Here is a 15,566-nt window from a genome sequence, read left to right as displayed (position 1 = left end):
ATGTCAGATGAGATGATTGGCACCTGATCAGTCTATTCCCAGCGAAGGCCACCATTCATCCACTTTTTTCACCACAGAGTCGTCCATTTTAACCTTCCACGGCCATTCACGGGTAAATCCCTCAGAAGGCCATTTGGTGGTGCTGTCCCAACCCATTCTGGCATCGGAAGGGTAGTAGCCAGGAACCCGGTAACCCGGGGAAGGCAGCGGAAAATCTTTGAACACCACATCACGGAGCGGATCCAGATTATTCAGGGCAATCCACCAGCAGTCGTACGGATTGGTCACATCATCAACGTCATCCACCACAACCACAAACCGGTTTAATCCGCAGGCATTATTCAGCGACAAGGCGGCCTCCAATACCCGATGCCCTTCCCCGGCTACTGACTTCTCAATTTTAATAAAAAGCGGAGAGCCCGAGCCTGACTGACCGGCTACCAGATAGGGCCAGTGAATCTGTTTAACCCCCGGAATGGCCAGCAGACGGCTGGTTATCTCTTCAATCTGACTTGCCGAAACAGCCACCTCGGGTTCCCGGGAAAGACTCCGGCCCTCGCCATCCCATTTGCGGGTGGCATCGATGAGTAACTTTCCGGCGTAGGTAAAATATTGTGAAGCGTGATCAAGCGCATCAATCGGACCACGACTGAGTGCCACATCCAGCTTAAAGTGAACATGTTTCATAACCAGTTTCCAGCAATGGGCAGGATCGGTCACCGGCTCCTGCTCATCCACCACAATCATCACTTTCGACAGCATCATCAGTCCAAGTCCGTTGGCGCCATGGAGGATTTTCCAGGCATGGGCCGGGTAGGATTTCCTGGCAGAGATGAACACCAGATTATGAAAGACACCCTCGGTTGGCAGATGATAATCTCTGACTTCGGGCAGCACCACCTGCATGAGGGGCAGAAAAGCCCGTTCGGTGATTTTTCCCAGAAATTCATCCTCGACTGGCGGAACCCCGACAATGGTGGTGGGATAGATGGCATCCTTCCTCATGGTAATTGCAGTAACATGAAAGGCCGGGTAATAATCGGCCAGCGAGTAATAACCGGTATGATCACCAAAGGGACCTTCAATCCGGAGTGGCTCATTCAGGTCGACATATCCTTCCAGAACGATTTCTGCCTGAGCGGGTACTTCAAGATCCACCGTTTTGCATTTTACCAGATCCACTGGTTTTTTCCTCAGAAAACCACTGAAAAACCATTCGTCCACCACAGGAGGAAGGGGAGCCGATGCACTGTATATAGTAGCCGGATCGCCCCCAAGCACGACAGCCACTTCCATCTTTCCGCCGGACTTCCGGTACTTTTCATGGTGGGCGGCTCCGCCTTTATGCCTTTGCCAGTGAAGACCGGCTGTCTTTTCATCAAACACCTGGACCCGGTACATACCAATGTTTCGCAGGCCCGAATCCGGGTCCTTTGAAACCACCGCAGTCAGAGTAATAAAGGGGCCTCCATCATCGGGCCAGCAGGTCAGAACCGGCAGACGGTGAAGGTTGACGGCTTCACCGGTGAGCACCACTTCCTGAACGGGTGCCTCTTTAACCAACCTGGGCTTGTTTTTCAGCACAGAGGCAAACTGAAGTCCCTTTTTGATTTTGGCCATCAGGGTCTTCGGAGGATCCGGACGGGTGAGGTCGGCAATCCGTCCCCCGATGTCATCCAATGATTGAACGCCCAATGCCATGGCGGTCCGCTCTTCAGTTCCGAAAAGGTTGATCGCCACCGGCATGGTATGATCTGTTACGTTGGTAAACAGAAGGGCCGGGGACCGTCTCGTTTTCTTAAACGTCCGGTCGGCGATTTCAGTAATCTCTAACCGGGTACTCACCGGCCGGTCAATAATGACCAATTCCCCGCGTTGTTTCAGGGCAGCGAGGTAGTCACGAAGGTTGTGATAAGGTTTCATGCTGGATTCCAAACGAAAATCGGTTACATCTGATAACACTTCAAAAATCGGCTTTCATTCCCGATAATCTTCCGATTTGTCTGGTTAATTAGAAATTTTTTAGATACAAAAGAGTCCTCTGTCTGTATATGACCCTTTTTCAATCGGTTTCTAATCCACCAGAAGCTGTTTGTTTTTATTTCATTAGAGAATCATAAGTAAGGACTTTAGGGTCTTTTTATCCTGCCTTTTTGTCCTGTTTTCTGCCGATTTGGCTTAACTTTTATCTAACCCCCCCTAAAAAAAAAAGCTGATAACTTGCATCTGTACAAGAAACAAACGCGGAGACAGCAACATGATGACCTCAATGATTTCAATCGGCTACTGGGTATGGCTGGCAGGATACACCTACATTTCTGCCTTTACAGCACAGCCACAAAGCACCATGACCATCAAGGGAACATCGACCATTCACGACTGGGAGATGAAAACCGAGAAGGTGGAAGCCGTCGCATCTGTATTAATGGAAGACCAGAAACTGGTTAACCTGAACGATTTTGTCGGCACCGTAAAAGTTGAATCGCTGAAAAGCGGAAAACCGGGCATGGATGGAAATTGCTACGATGCCCTCAAGGCTGAAAAGCACCCGGTTATTACCTTTAAAATGAAACAGCTGAATAAAATCGACCCCGTTACAAAGAAAATCAGTGCCCTTTTCACCGTAACCATCGCCGGCACGACGCGCGACATGGTTGTGGATGGCGTGGCCACTGAAATCGAAAACGACTTTTTGCGTATCCGGGGCGAGAAGGCACTTAAAATGACCGATTTCAAGGTTACCCCGCCTTCGTTCATGTTCGGTTCCATCACCACCGGCGATGCCATTACCCTGGTATTCGACATGGTCATGGCCAACAAGAAGTAATTCAACAACTATGCATACGATAACCCAAACACAAACAGGAAAGACAACCATGAAAACAGCTACCCTACGCCTGGCACTTGCCGGGGCCGCCATGGTTCTGGCCTCTGCCGGAGCCCTTGCCCAAAACGCAACCATCGATAACCTGAGACCCTATGATAAGTCTGGTATCAATGTGTTCGAATCACCGAAATCATCTTCCGATTTTGATGGTCTCCGCTGGAGAATGGGCTTTAACTTCGTTCAACCTCTGCAAATGCTCGAGCACGAATCAGGTGCCAGCCAAACCGTTGCAGCCACAACTCTGAAAGAAATCGGTACTGATTTCAACACAGCCGTTGCCAACTGGAACGTCGATGCACAGCTTGCAAAAGGTGTTCGTCTGTCGGTAACCACCTATCTCTCTGCCCGTCACCATCAGGAAACATGGGTAAAAGGCGGATTCATCCAGTTTGATGAACTTCCTTTCCTTCCTTTCGGTTTTGTAGAAGATGTAATGGAATACACCACCATCCGTGTTGGTCACATGCAGGTTAACTACGGTGATGCTCAATTCCGTCGGTCAGATAACGGTAACGTGGTTTATAACCCATTCGTTGAAAACTATCTTCTCGATGCATTTGCTACCGAAATCGGTGCCGAAGTTCTGGTCCGCCACAGTGGATTCCTCGGTCTGGTTGGTGTCACCAACGGTGAAATCAAGGGTGATGTTGGTGGTCCGAAGACCAAAGCTCCTGCATTCCTGTTCAAAGGTGGATATGATGCTCAACTGAACGAAGATCTTCGTGTTCGTCTGACTGGTTCCCTCTATATGACAGAAAAAGCTTCCAACGGTACCCTGTATGATGGTGACCGCGGTGGTTCCCACTACTATTATGTTCTGGAAAATGCTGCAGCTTCTGCTACCGCTCAATTCACCTCCGGCCGGATCAATCCGAACCTGGATTCCAAACTGACCGCTTTTGTAATCAACCCGTTCGTAAAATTCCAGGGTCTGGAACTCTTCGGAAACATCGAATTCGCTAACGGTACTTCTAAATCTGCTGACAACGCCCTGGTTCTGACCCCAACTTCCACCAAAGCTGACTCTGCTACCCGCACTGCTCAACTGGAAGAACGCGAGTGGATGCAGATCGCTGGTGATGTGGTTTATCGCTTCGGATCCACCGAACAATTCTGGGTTGGTGCCCGTTACAATACCGCAACCGGTAAACCTTTCAAATACACACAGGAAGTTGAAGTTTCCCGTATCGCTGCCAGCCTTGGCTGGTTCATGACAGATGCCATCATGGCCAAGATCGAATATGTCTCTCAGGACTATGGCGATAAATGGGCCACCACCGATACCAAGTACAAAGGCAAATTCAATGGTATTATGATCGAAGCCTCGGTTGGATTTTAATTAATCAGACTCTGGTTTTGGTTTTTGGGAAGTCCGGTCGAAAGGCCGGACTTTTTTTATTGGTTTGACTGTTAACCTGATCCCGCCGTATATTGTATTGGCATTATTAAAAAGATAACGACCCGGAGCGGTCTCTCTTCCCGGAACTCCGATGTTCCATCCGGCTTAGGCCGGATTTACCATATCCATCAGCGTTTTTCCAAGACGTGACGGGATGCAGAACCAGCTCAGTCATTGTACGGACTTTAATCGGGTTGTTCTCTCTATGATCTGTGTTGGATCTGGGACCTGACAAATTCTGGAATTTTTCCAAGGGCCGCATGCGACTACCAGCGACGGACCCATTTTAGTTCTTTATCTGCAAGCCGGCTTCCTCAGTTGGGAATCACCCGGCCCGACCCCCGCTCCAACACGCCGCCTTCCCTGCACTTTTCTGCCGGGAACTTAACCACAACCCATGCTGAATCCTGGCTTTGCCCGGAATCAGTTCATTGTTAACGGAGCCATACGTGTATCCATCCAACCGCCCCTATCAGAACCAAAACAGGTATAAACCTAAAAAAGAAATCTTTATCAACGTGAATGACAATGAAATGCGCATTGCCATCACCGAAGAAAACAAACTGGTCGAACTCAGCGTCGAAACCCCCGAGAAAGTCCGGACCGTCGGCGACATCTATCTCGGAAAAGTCCAGAAAGTCATGCCTGGCATCCGGGCCGCCTTTGTCAACATCGGGCAACCCATCGATGGATTTCTTCACTTCTCTGATGTCGCCAATAACACCGATTCCTTTTCCTCCCTGATCGGCGACGAAATGGATTTTTCTGATGACGATAACGATCCGGCCGACGGAGAACAGAAACCGGCTGAACCTAAACTCTCTACCGGAAAACCCAGCCGCCAGGAATCTGACTTTATCCCCGATCTGCAGAAGGACCAGGAAATCCTGGTTCAGATCATCAAGGAGCCCATCGCCAAAAAGGGATCCAGAATCACGACCAACATCACCCTTGCGGGCCGATTCATTGTCCTGATGCCTTTTTCAAAATCCATTGGTGTTTCCAAAAAGATTTACAATTTCAAGGAAAAAAGACGGCTGCGCCGCATTGTCAGTGACCTGCTTGAAGACAACTTTGGAGCCATCATCCGAACCAATGCCGAGGGCGTGGAAGAGGAAGCATTCCGCAAGGATATTTCCATGCTCATGGATAAGTGGAAAGCCATCGAGGAAGGTCTGAAGACGGCTGTTGCCCCTCAGCTGGTGTATAAAGATGCGACTATGATTTCCTCCATGACCCGTGACCTGCTGAATGATGATGTGGACCGGGTGGTCATCGATGATAAGAAGGCCTATAAGCAGATTAAAAGCTACGTGAAATGGGCCGCTCCCCAATTAGAAGACCTGATTTACTATTATAAAGGCAAATCACCCATTTTCGATGCAGTTGGCATTGAGAAAGATGTCGAAAGTGCCTTTTCCCGTAAAGTATGGCTCAAGTCGGGCGGATACATCATCATCGAGCAAACCGAAGCCATGGTGGTGATCGATGTGAACTCGGGACGGTACGCCGCCAAGAAGGAACAGGAACTCAATTCGCTTAAAACCAACCTGGAAGCAGCCCGCGAACTCTGCCGTCAACTTCGTCTCCGCGATATCGGGGGCATCATTGTAATCGATTTTATTGACCTGCAGGATGAAAAGAACAAGAAAAAAATCTACGACGAACTGAAAAAGGAATTCAAGAAAGACCGCGCAAAAACCAACGTGGTCCCCATGACCGAATTCGGTCTGATCCAGATTACCCGTCAGCGGATCCGTCCTTCCGTTCTGCACACCATCTCGGAAAGCTGTCCCATGTGTGCCGGTACCGGTGTTGTTCAGACAAAATCGAATACCATTACTTCTATTGAACGGTGGATCCAGCGGTTTAAGACCACCACCGGCGAACGGAAACTTGAACTCAGAACCCATCCCTCGGTGGCGGATACCCTTAACGCCGGCTCTGTGTTCTCAACCCGTTACAAATGGATGTTCCGCTATCTGATGCACATTTCCATTGTTGGTGATAAAACCATTCACTTTAATGATTTCAGAGGGGTTTCAGTTGCCCGCAATCTCGACGTAACCGACGAATACATGTCGGTGCCCACCGAGGAACAACCGGAAGCGAAAGAAGAAGAAGTCTGAAATAAAAAAGGGGCTGCAAAACAGCCCCTTTTTTATTTACTACCCGGACCGGATTACCGTTTCGGATACTCAGGTACCGGCGGAATGGTTTTTTCTTCCGTCTTGAGTTTATCCAGAATCACTTCAATCGCTTTGTTCAACTGCTGATCGTTTCCTGCAAACTCCTGTGCAGGGTCATTATCCACGCGGATATCGGGGTCGACACCGGTTCCTTCAATGATCCAGGTTTTCCCTGCCAGGTCATAGCGTGAAAATTCGGGTTTATTCAGCGATCCGCCATCGATAAACGGAAGCGAGCCCCTGATTCCCACCGTTCCGCCCCAGGTCCGCTTTCCGATCACCGGACCCAAACCGTGTGCCTTGAACCGGTAGGTGAACAAGTCGCCATCCGAAGCAGAAAACTCATCAGCAAGCGCCACTTTCGGTCCCCAGACCATGTCTCCCGGATTCACGTTTGGCGTCCCGTTACGGGCAATGTTGATCATGACCGCCTCGCGGCGCAGCCGTTCAATCAGCATAGGCGACACATTGCCTCCCCCATTTCCTCTGACATCAATAATGAGTGCCTTTTTGGTCAGCTGAGGATAAAAATGTTTGACAAATTCATTCAATCCGGCCGGACCCATGTCGGGAACATGAATGTATCCCACTTTGCCATTGGTGGCCTCATTCACCTTTTTGATGTTGGTCTGAACCCAGTCATGGTAATACAGATCGGCCTCGTCGCCAATGGGAATAACCACTACCCGGCGGGCCCCCTCCGGAGAAGGTTTCGAGTTCAGTGTCAGCGTGACCTGCTTACCAACGGTGCCGATCAGTGAGGTGTACAGATTCGTCATCGACTTTACGGAAACACCATTCACCTCAATGATAAAGTCGCCTTCTCTGGCATCGACTCCAATCTCACGTAAGGGATTCCTGAGTGAGGAACTCCAGTTCTGTCCGCCCAGCAACCGCGCAATGCGGTAATATCCCGATCCATCGCGGACCAGTTCTGCTCCAAGCAGGCCGGTTTTGACCCGATCCACATCCGGGTAGTCACCGCCGCCCACATACGCATGACCGGCATTCAGTTCCCCAATCATTTCCCCGATGATATAGGTAAGATCCTTACGATGTCTCACATGGGGAACCAGCGAACCGTACTTCTCTTTCAGTGCCTTCCAATCGTTCCCATGCATATTGGGAGCGTAGAAGAAATCACGCATCTGACGCCAGCTTTCATTAAAAATCTGGATCCATTCCGCCTTCGGGTCCACCAGCACCTTCATATCACTCAGACTCACGGCCTCGGTCAGATCGGTTTTACCCGAGGGAACCGGAATGACATGGTACTTTCCATCCGTTCCGATGAGCATTTTTTTGCCATCAGCTGACAGTTCAAATCCGCTGGCCTGCGTTACCTGGGTTTCCTTTTCGGTGCTCAGATCGGTAACCATCAGGACAGGACGTGAGTCCTTGCTTCCCTGGCGGATGTAAAACAACTGGGTCCCCACATGCTGCAGATTCCGGTAAGCGGAAGCCGCAGCCGGAAGAGCCACCACACGTGCGGTGATTCCATCAATATCCACCTTGACGTTCACAGGTTCGGTCCCGGCATCCTTCTTCTGATCCTTCCCGGCCGCTGGTTCATCTTTCTTCACTGCGACTTCATCACTTTTTGGTTTAAAAGGTGAGTCGGTTGCGGCAGAAAGGGTGACCAGATAAATGCGGGACATGTCCTGATAGGCATGATTCCATTCGGTCCAGCTGTAAATCGGATTAAAATCCCGGTTCGAGACAAAGAACAGGTATTTTCCATCACGGCTGAAGGAAGGCGACGAAGACTCGTACCATCCATCGGTTACCGGCCACGCTTTATCCTGATCGAGAGAGTAGAGGAAAATCCGGTTCATCATATCCACTTCCGGATTCACATAGGCGATCCACCGGCTGTCGGGTGCCCAGGCAAAATCTCTGATTTCCCAGATGGCCGACTTTGCAACGGTTTTGGTTTGTTTCGATTGAACATCCACCACCGACAGGACCTGATTCCGGTCCGTATAGAGAATTTTTTTCGAATCGGGGGACCAGAGAAATTCATATTTATAGACGGATCCACCCGACGTCAGCGCCATTTCGGCTCCGCTGCCATCCTGTGCTTTTATATAGATTTCATCCTCACCACTGCGGTCGGAAACATAGGCAATCCATTTGCCATCCGGAGACCATTTGCTGTTTCGTTCATGGACTCCGGAAGACTGGGTCAGATTACGGGTGGGGCCATTTTTAACCGGCAGGGTGAACACATCACCGCGGGCACCCAGAATAATCCGGTTTCCATCGGGAGAAATTTCAAAGTTGGACACGGTGCGTGAGACATCTTCCCAGGCCGGACGAGCCCAGATGTTGTCATCCGGAATGCGGATGTTCAGCTTTTTTGCTTCCGGTTTTGAATCGGCTGTGTTCAGGAGATACAGGAATCCACCGTTTTCGAATACAATTTTCCCGGCATTTGCCGATGGAAATTTCACATCGAAGTCGGTGAAGAAAGTTAATTGGGTAACCGTCCTGGTTTTTACATCGGTCACATACAGGTTCATCCGTGAATTTTTATCACGATCAGAGAGGAAGTAGATCTTGTCTCCGATCCACATGGGAATGATATCCTGTGCCGGATGATCAGTCAGGTTAACCGTTTGTTTGGATCCGAAATCATAGATCCAGACATCATCAGCCATACCACCCCTGTACCGCTTCCAGGTACGGAACTCACGAAATACCTGGTTGTAAGCCAGCTGTTTTCCATCGGGACTGTAGGTTGCAAATCCACCACGGGGAAGCGGAAGTTGTTTCTGAATCTCACCCGTCAGACTTGCCAGAAACAACTGACCTTTAAAGTCGTTGAATTCCTTCAGACGCGACCTGAAAAGCACTCCTTTGTCATCGGGTGCCCAACCAATGACCAGGTTATTCGGGCCCATGCGATCGGCCACATCATCGCGGCCCAATGTGGCGGTGACAGTCAGTCTTCGTGGGTCACCCCCTTCAGATGGAATCACATAGACCTCGGTATTTCCATCATACTGACCGGAAAAGGCAATCCATTTTCCGTCGGCAGATAACCGCGGAAACAATTCATCTCCGGAATGACTGGTCAGCTTGCGGGCCAGACCTCCCTGAAGCCCGGTGGTGTACAAATCACCGGCAAACGTAAAGACTACCTGGTCCTGACTGACCGAGGGAAACCGCATCATCCGGGATTCCGGTTGGGCCAAGGCCACCGTTCCCCACAGGGTCAGCGCTGAAAAAAGCAGAAAACGCATGTATCATCCTTTCGGTTTCGTGGTTAAACTTCACTTTTAACGTCAACGTTTCCGGAAGGTTACAATCTGCGCCTTTAATTTTTTTTCAGTTAAGACTTGACAGGATTGGTAAAAAATCGTCCCGAAACTGGTCTGAGGCTTGTAAATGCCACCAGCAATTCAGAATATAAAGCCTATCGGCGCAATCACTTAATTAATTAAGGTTACCAACCACTTCTGTCCCATTGGAACGGGTGGTCTTTCTGAATCGTTTTCCTTAAAACACTTTCCGTCCGGTTTAATCGGGATGCCCCTGAAACTTGTCGGATGAGTCACAGTGCGGAGACCACAAGACTGGTATCTTTGACAGTTGAAACCTATATGAAAACGTTAAACGGACTCCTATTTACCTTGCTGGTTATCTCCGGTTTCACCGGCGGATGTTCATCCGGACTGGAAAACAGTACCTATTCCGGACGGGAATCCTCTCTCCGTCAAGCCAAAACGGTTTATCAGTATTCCCATGCCTACCAGTTTGGCACCCCTTCCGAGAATGGACTATTAACCGACATTCAGCACTTCGATCCGCACGGGAACATCACCATTCACCGGAAACTGAATCTGGAAGGGAAACTCAGGTCTCAGGTCAATTACATTTACAACCACCTGCATCAACTGATCGAAACCCGGTACTACAATCAGGATCAATTGCTCGAATCCCGGATTGTTCTCAATTATGATGATCTCGGTCGCCATATCCGCAATACAGAGTACGATGAAACCGGCACAATCATGAATGCAGAGGTCATCCGTTACGGATCCAACAATCTGGTTGCCGAAACAGTTTATTACGGACCGGATGGCACCATTCTCTGGAAAACCTCCTATCTGTACTCCGATGACAATCAGAAAGTGGAAGTCAAAACCATTGAAGGTGGTGGTCTTATCACCAAACGGGAAATCCTTCACCTGAATGAACTGGGACAGATTTCAGAACGGTTTGATTATTTTCCTTCAGGGACGGTTCGTCAGATTTTCGCCTATCAGTACAATGATCAGGGGAAAAAAGTCGCCGATGAATGCTATTTCCCCGATGGCACTTTGTCCTGGCAGGTTGTTTACCGGTATGACCGGAAAGGTCGGTTGGTTCTGACTGCCAAACAACGGGAAGATGGCATCATTGAGCATCGCGGGGTTAATTTCTACAACTCAGATGGTCTGGTTGCCCGCCAGAATGGTGACATTGGCTCGCTGATGTACAACAAGGAAACCTTTGCCTACGATAACCACGGAAACCGCACTCATTGGATCAAGTACGATCCCGTTTTAAATGAACCGGTCGAACTGGTTCGTTACACCTACGAGTATTATTAACACCCACCCGACACAGTTTTTTCCGCCGCGATTGTATCTTCGGGAATGACCGATGACTCCGCACCCCTCAGTCAGGTAGTCCTTTTAAAAGGAAAAGAAAAGAAAATCCGTAACGGCTACCCGTTTATTTTCCGCGACGAGACCGGCGGATGGGAAGGCCGTCCCCGTCCGGGCGATCTGGTTCGGGTCGTGGATTATTCCGGTGGGTTTGTTGGCTATGGCTATGCCAACCCAAAGGCATCCCTCTGCGTCAGAGTGCTGACATTAAACGATTCTATTCCCACCATCGATTTTTGGATTAACAGAATCCGGTCCGCTGTTCAGCGTCGGCAGGAACTGGTTTCCCATACCTCTGCCCTGCGTTGGGTCCATGCCGAGGCAGATGGATGTCCCGGTCTGATCATTGATCGCATCGGTGATTATGCGGTTCTTCAATCACGGACGGCTGGTACCGACCGGATCAAGGCGGCCGTTGCCCGTTTTCTGTTGTCTGACTACGGGCTCAAAGGTGTCATCGAACGATCCGATATGCCTTCCCGTGCCGATGAAGATCTGGAACAGGTGAAAGGCGTTCTGGCGGGCTCGGCCCCCGAAGACCCGGTCATTGTTGATGAGCAGGGGCTGAAGTTTTATGCCGATCTGCTGGGCGGACATAAAACCGGATTTTACGCCGATCAGCGGGATAACCGTGCAACGCTGGGGAAAATGGTTACTTCTGAGGACCGTGTTCTGGATTTGTTTTGCTACAACGGCGGTTTTTCCATGGCTGCTGCCAGGACAGGTGCCCGTGTCCTGGGCGTGGATCTCGATCCGGCCGCCATCGGGCTGGCCATTAAAAATGCAGAACTGAATGGTTTTCATACCTGCCGGTTCGAAGCCAACGATGTGTTTTCCTGGCTGGAAACTGCAGCCACGCTTTCTGAGCGATATACGGTGATCATTATCGATCCGCCCGCCATGGCAAAAAAGAAAGCCAAAGCCGATAACGAAAAATGGATGTTCTGGCGGCTGGTGAATGGCGCACTCAAAATCCTGACACCGGGTGGCCGATTGGTGGTTTCAAGTTGTGCCTACCATCTGAGCCAACCCATGCTTGCTGAAGCCATCCGGATTGCCAGCAATGATGTGAACCGGCTTCTCCGCGTGCAATCCATTACCTTTCAGCCGGATGACCATCCCTGGGTGTTGCAGATTCCTGAAAGTATGTATCTGAAAACTTTCTTTCTTGAGGATATTCCTTGGCATTAAAGAACACCATCCGTACAGAATGGGGTGTTCTTCGTTACCTGATTCTGGAATACCTGATCATTCTCGGTGTTTTTTCTGCAATCAGGGTCGCCTTCTTTCTGTTCCATTCTGCCTTCTGGGGCAGCATCCCCCGCTTCGATTTTGTAAAAGCCTTTGTCATCGGAGTCTGGTTCGACAGCATTTTCGTCTCGGCCATTCTCATCGTTCCGGTTTTGCTGCTTTTTTCTTCGGTCGGCCGCACCGCCCTGCTCTTTTTCAGGATTTCCAGAGGCTGGGTCACCACCCTGGCCATTACCGGTTTTGCACTGGCCCTGGCCGATATTAAGTATTACGAGTTCTTTGCCACCCACCTTGATCATTTTGCATTTGATTATCTTGATTCACCCGGCGAAGTTCTTCCCATGCTCTGGCAACAATTTCCGGTGGTGACTTATCTGGTTCTGTTTGCAGCATTCGCAACAGGATTCTGGTGGATCCGGCATCGCTGGCTGAATTTGCAACCGCAGGGGTTACCCCGGCCCCGTTTTACGTGGCTTACTGCCGGCACTTTTCTTCTGACTGCCTCACTCGTCTTTCTGGGTTTCCGCGGAACCTGGCGATCGGTTCCTGTACAGTGGGGCGATGCTTACTTTTCTGATCATGAGTTCGCCAATCAGTTGGGACTGAATCCGGTTTTCACCCTCGTCAGTGCCTGGCGTGAGCAACCCGACGGCCCGGTTTATGAACCGGACCGGGAAAAACTATCTCGGGAAATCATGTCCCGTCTTCATCAAACAGGCGATCAGCCAACCGGACCTGACTATCCGCTTGAGCGGGTGATCACCGGCAACGGAACCATTAAAGGAAAGCCCAATCTTGTTTTCATCGTTCTGGAAAGCTGGCGGGCCGATATGACCGGTTCATACGGAGATCCCCTGAACGTCACCCCGGTATTTGACAGTGTTGCGGCCACCGGTATGCGTTTCAGCCGGTTTTATGCCACCGGTATCCGGTCGAACCGGGGAATTCTTTCAACCACCACCGGTTTTCCCGGTTACCGCGGAAGCTCGGTGATGAAACATGTGACCTCCCTGACTCATTTTCCCACCATAGCCACTACCCTGAAACCATTGGGTTGGGAAGATGCCCTGTTTTTGTATGGAGGTGATCCCGACTTTGATAATATGCGGTCTTTTCTTAGGGCAAACGGATTCAACCGGTTCATCGGTGTTCAGGATTTCGATCCGGCCGATTATGGAAACCATTGGGGAGCGAGTGACCGCGCCATGTTCCGCCGGGCCGCCGTTGAATTGGGAAAGCTGAAGGAGCCCTTTGTCAGTGTGCTTTTTACTCTGACCACTCATGAGCCCTTTACCCGGCCACCCGATCTGGTCCCACTCAGCCGGGTTGATTCATTGGATCGGGGGTATTTTTACAATCTGGTCCATTACTCCGATGCAGCCATGGGAGAGTTTTTCTCGCGGATCCGCGAGCAGGATTTTTATAAAAACACGTTGTTTATCCTGGTGGCTGATCATACCAAAAAATTTGATGATCCGGTGCTGTCCCACGCCCGTTTTCACATCCCTGCAGCAATTGCTGGCCCGGTCCTACCAGTCAGCGGGAGCGTTATTACCACACCGGGGGGTCAGCCCGATCTGATGCCAACGGTGCTGGGATTAATGGAAGGATCCTTTTCCGTTCAATCATGGGGACGTGACCTCAACCGGGTGCATCCCGATTCAGGAATGGCGCTTTGGAATACCAATGACTACAATGCCGTATTGTGGGGCAATCAGATCAGTTTTCTGAATCTGAGCACGCAGGAAACTCAGGTGACCGACCTGAACGGGAATCCGATCACCTCACCTCCCGGCGAGGCAGCGACCTATCATCACTGGAACCGGATTGTCACACAGGGTTGTCTTCAATTGCTCAGGGAACGGAGACATGCCAGTCCCCCCATCAGAAAGATACCCCAAGCGCAAACACCGCATTAAACGTTCCCTTGTCATTAAAGGCCGCTTCCAGCCGGATGGCCTCCAGATAGGGTACAATAATGTTCAGTCCTGCACCATATCCGCTGCGGGTATTCCGCACCGATACATTGTCGGGTGAGTCCCAGCTGATGGCATGTGCGGCAAACAAGGTCCCCGAAAAACCAAACTTCAGGTTTTCAGTGGCCTGTCCGGTGGTGCTGTTCGCCAGTCCGGGGTTGATGTACCAGATTTTACTGACAGGAAACCGATATTCAACCTGAGTAAGGGTAAGGTTTTTCGATTCAACCACATCGTAAAAATAGCCTCTGAGCCGGTTTTCGTAACCCAGATAATTATACTGGAAAACTTCGGGGGAACCGATTGTGACCAGATGAGCGCTGTTAAACCCGATGGCCTGCCGTTCAGCCAGCCGCAGAAAATACCGGCCGTCGACGGCTACCATCCAGTTATTTATATCCGGATTGCTGATTCCGTTTTTCGTCACCCTCAGCTTGGCAAGCATTCCCCGGTGGGCATAAGCCGGAAAGTCACGGCTGTCATAGCTGGCTTCCAGGTAGGGAGCAAAAAACCAGAATTCGGTTGGACCGTTTCCGTTTACCGGTTCAGCAGTCGCCAGCCGGATATGATTTTCGGAAAGACCGAGACCGAGATAGAAGTACCGGTTGGTGTATTTTTTGACAAAGAGGTTCAGTTTCCACCAGTACTCATCGAACGAAGCCCACGTCATCGTCCGGGACGGTGCAGAGTACCGGCTGATTTCTGCAGATAGAAAGTGTCTGCTTTTTCCACCGATCCAGGGATTCTCATAATAGAAAGAAAATCCGGGCGAATACCCCAGCCAGCCGGTGAACCCCAGAATTTCGGCATTTCCTCTGAAATTCCGGTGTATAAGCCCACCACCGTAATTAATATCGGAAAAGCGTCCACCCACAAAATCGAACACCGGCACCGGATACAGGTAGAAGGTCTCGGTCACCTGAATTTCGAGATCGGTATATCCTACCGGAATACCGGGACGTTTCACAATTACCACCCGGTTAAAAAGGCCTGTCGCCTCAATGCGTGCACGGGTGAATTCCAGTTCGTCCTCGGTGATCAGATCACCGTACCGGAAAGGCAGTTCTCTTTCAATCACCCAGGAGTCGGTCTGGTCATTTCCCATGACCCAAAACTTTCCAACCCTGATGGTCGCCGTGGAATCGGATCCGGCCCAGGCAGAAGAAAACAGTCCTGCCAATGCAGAAAGCAGAAGAAACCTGAACATTC

At 50.3% G+C, this 15,566-nt stretch carries 9 protein-coding genes; 6 read left to right on the top strand and 3 right to left on the bottom strand.

From position 1 onward, the window contains the following. Window positions 1-27 precede the first annotated feature (27 nt). The gene (locus HUU10_07910) at window positions 28-1,923 is read right to left on the bottom strand and encodes a menaquinone biosynthesis decarboxylase (GenBank protein NUQ81518.1); all 1,896 of its coding nucleotides are present in this window, start codon (window positions 1,921-1,923) and stop codon (window positions 28-30) included. A 334-nt stretch (window positions 1,924-2,257) separates the two neighbouring features. Here HUU10_07910 and HUU10_07905 point away from each other — a divergent pair, with 334 nt between their 5' ends. From HUU10_07905 to HUU10_07895, 3 genes are all read left to right on the top strand, one after another. Next, window positions 2,258-2,827, top strand: a complete 570-nt coding sequence (locus HUU10_07905) for a YceI family protein (protein NUQ81517.1) — start codon at window positions 2,258-2,260, stop codon at window positions 2,825-2,827. 49 nt (window positions 2,828-2,876) lie between these two features. Then, window positions 2,877-4,226, top strand: coding sequence for a hypothetical protein (locus HUU10_07900; GenBank protein NUQ81516.1), 1,350 nt, complete (start codon window positions 2,877-2,879; stop codon window positions 4,224-4,226). A gap of 593 nt (window positions 4,227-4,819) precedes the next feature. Beyond that, window positions 4,820-6,415: an Rne/Rng family ribonuclease gene (locus HUU10_07895; GenBank protein NUQ81515.1), complete on the top strand. Its 1,596-nt coding sequence runs from the start codon at window positions 4,820-4,822 to the stop codon at window positions 6,413-6,415. Between the two features lie 53 nt (window positions 6,416-6,468). On the opposite strand, the gene HUU10_07890 is transcribed toward HUU10_07895, so the two are convergent. Further along, window positions 6,469-9,720, bottom strand: coding sequence for a PD40 domain-containing protein (locus HUU10_07890; protein NUQ81514.1), 3,252 nt, complete (start codon window positions 9,718-9,720; stop codon window positions 6,469-6,471). A gap of 360 nt (window positions 9,721-10,080) precedes the next feature. Here HUU10_07890 and HUU10_07885 point away from each other — a divergent pair, with 360 nt between their 5' ends. The 3 genes from HUU10_07885 to HUU10_07875 are packed head-to-tail and all read left to right on the top strand — an operon-like array spanning window position 10,081 to window position 14,300. Continuing rightward, window positions 10,081-11,073 (top strand): hypothetical protein, encoded by a 993-nt coding sequence (locus tag HUU10_07885; protein NUQ81513.1) that lies wholly within the window; start codon window positions 10,081-10,083, stop codon window positions 11,071-11,073. 45 nt (window positions 11,074-11,118) lie between these two features. After that, entirely contained in the window at window positions 11,119-12,321 is a 1,203-nt protein-coding gene (locus tag HUU10_07880) for a class I SAM-dependent rRNA methyltransferase (protein ID NUQ81512.1), read from the top strand. Then, a complete protein-coding gene (locus HUU10_07875) occupies window positions 12,312-14,300 on the top strand; it encodes a sulfatase-like hydrolase/transferase (GenBank protein NUQ81511.1) in 1,989 nt (662 codons plus the stop codon). Before HUU10_07880 ends, HUU10_07875 begins: the two co-directional genes overlap by 10 nt. Here HUU10_07875 and HUU10_07870 read toward each other — a convergent pair. Continuing rightward, window positions 14,266-15,564 (bottom strand): hypothetical protein, encoded by a 1,299-nt coding sequence (locus tag HUU10_07870; GenBank protein ID NUQ81510.1) that lies wholly within the window; start codon window positions 15,562-15,564, stop codon window positions 14,266-14,268. The two genes, HUU10_07875 and HUU10_07870, sit on opposite strands and share 35 nt — an antisense overlap. Window positions 15,565-15,566 lie beyond the last annotated feature (2 nt).

The organism is Bacteroidota bacterium (assembly GCA_013360915.1).
Lineage (GTDB): Bacteria > Bacteroidota > JABWAT01 > JABWAT01 > JABWAT01 > JABWAT01.
This window is presented reverse-complemented; position numbering and strand designations above follow the sequence as displayed.

What these genes read in the sequence shown, in the direction of transcription:
- HUU10_07880 (NUQ81512.1), top strand. Translation starts at nt 11,119, where the DNA reads ATGACCGATGACTCCGCACCCCTCAGTCAGGTAGTCCTTTTAAAAGGA.
- HUU10_07900 (NUQ81516.1), top strand. Translation starts at nt 2,877, where the DNA reads ATGAAAACAGCTACCCTACGCCTGGCACTTGCCGGGGCCGCCATGGTT.
- HUU10_07905 (NUQ81517.1), top strand. Translation starts at nt 2,258, where the DNA reads ATGATGACCTCAATGATTTCAATCGGCTACTGGGTATGGCTGGCAGGA.
- HUU10_07885 (NUQ81513.1), top strand. Translation starts at nt 10,081, where the DNA reads ATGAAAACGTTAAACGGACTCCTATTTACCTTGCTGGTTATCTCCGGT.
- HUU10_07870 (NUQ81510.1), bottom strand. Translation starts at nt 15,564, where the DNA reads ATGTTCAGGTTTCTTCTGCTTTCTGCATTGGCAGGACTGTTTTCTTCT.
- HUU10_07890 (NUQ81514.1), bottom strand. Translation starts at nt 9,720, where the DNA reads ATGCGTTTTCTGCTTTTTTCAGCGCTGACCCTGTGGGGAACGGTGGCC.
- HUU10_07910 (NUQ81518.1), bottom strand. Translation starts at nt 1,923, where the DNA reads ATGAAACCTTATCACAACCTTCGTGACTACCTCGCTGCCCTGAAACAA.
- HUU10_07895 (NUQ81515.1), top strand. Translation starts at nt 4,820, where the DNA reads ATGCGCATTGCCATCACCGAAGAAAACAAACTGGTCGAACTCAGCGTC.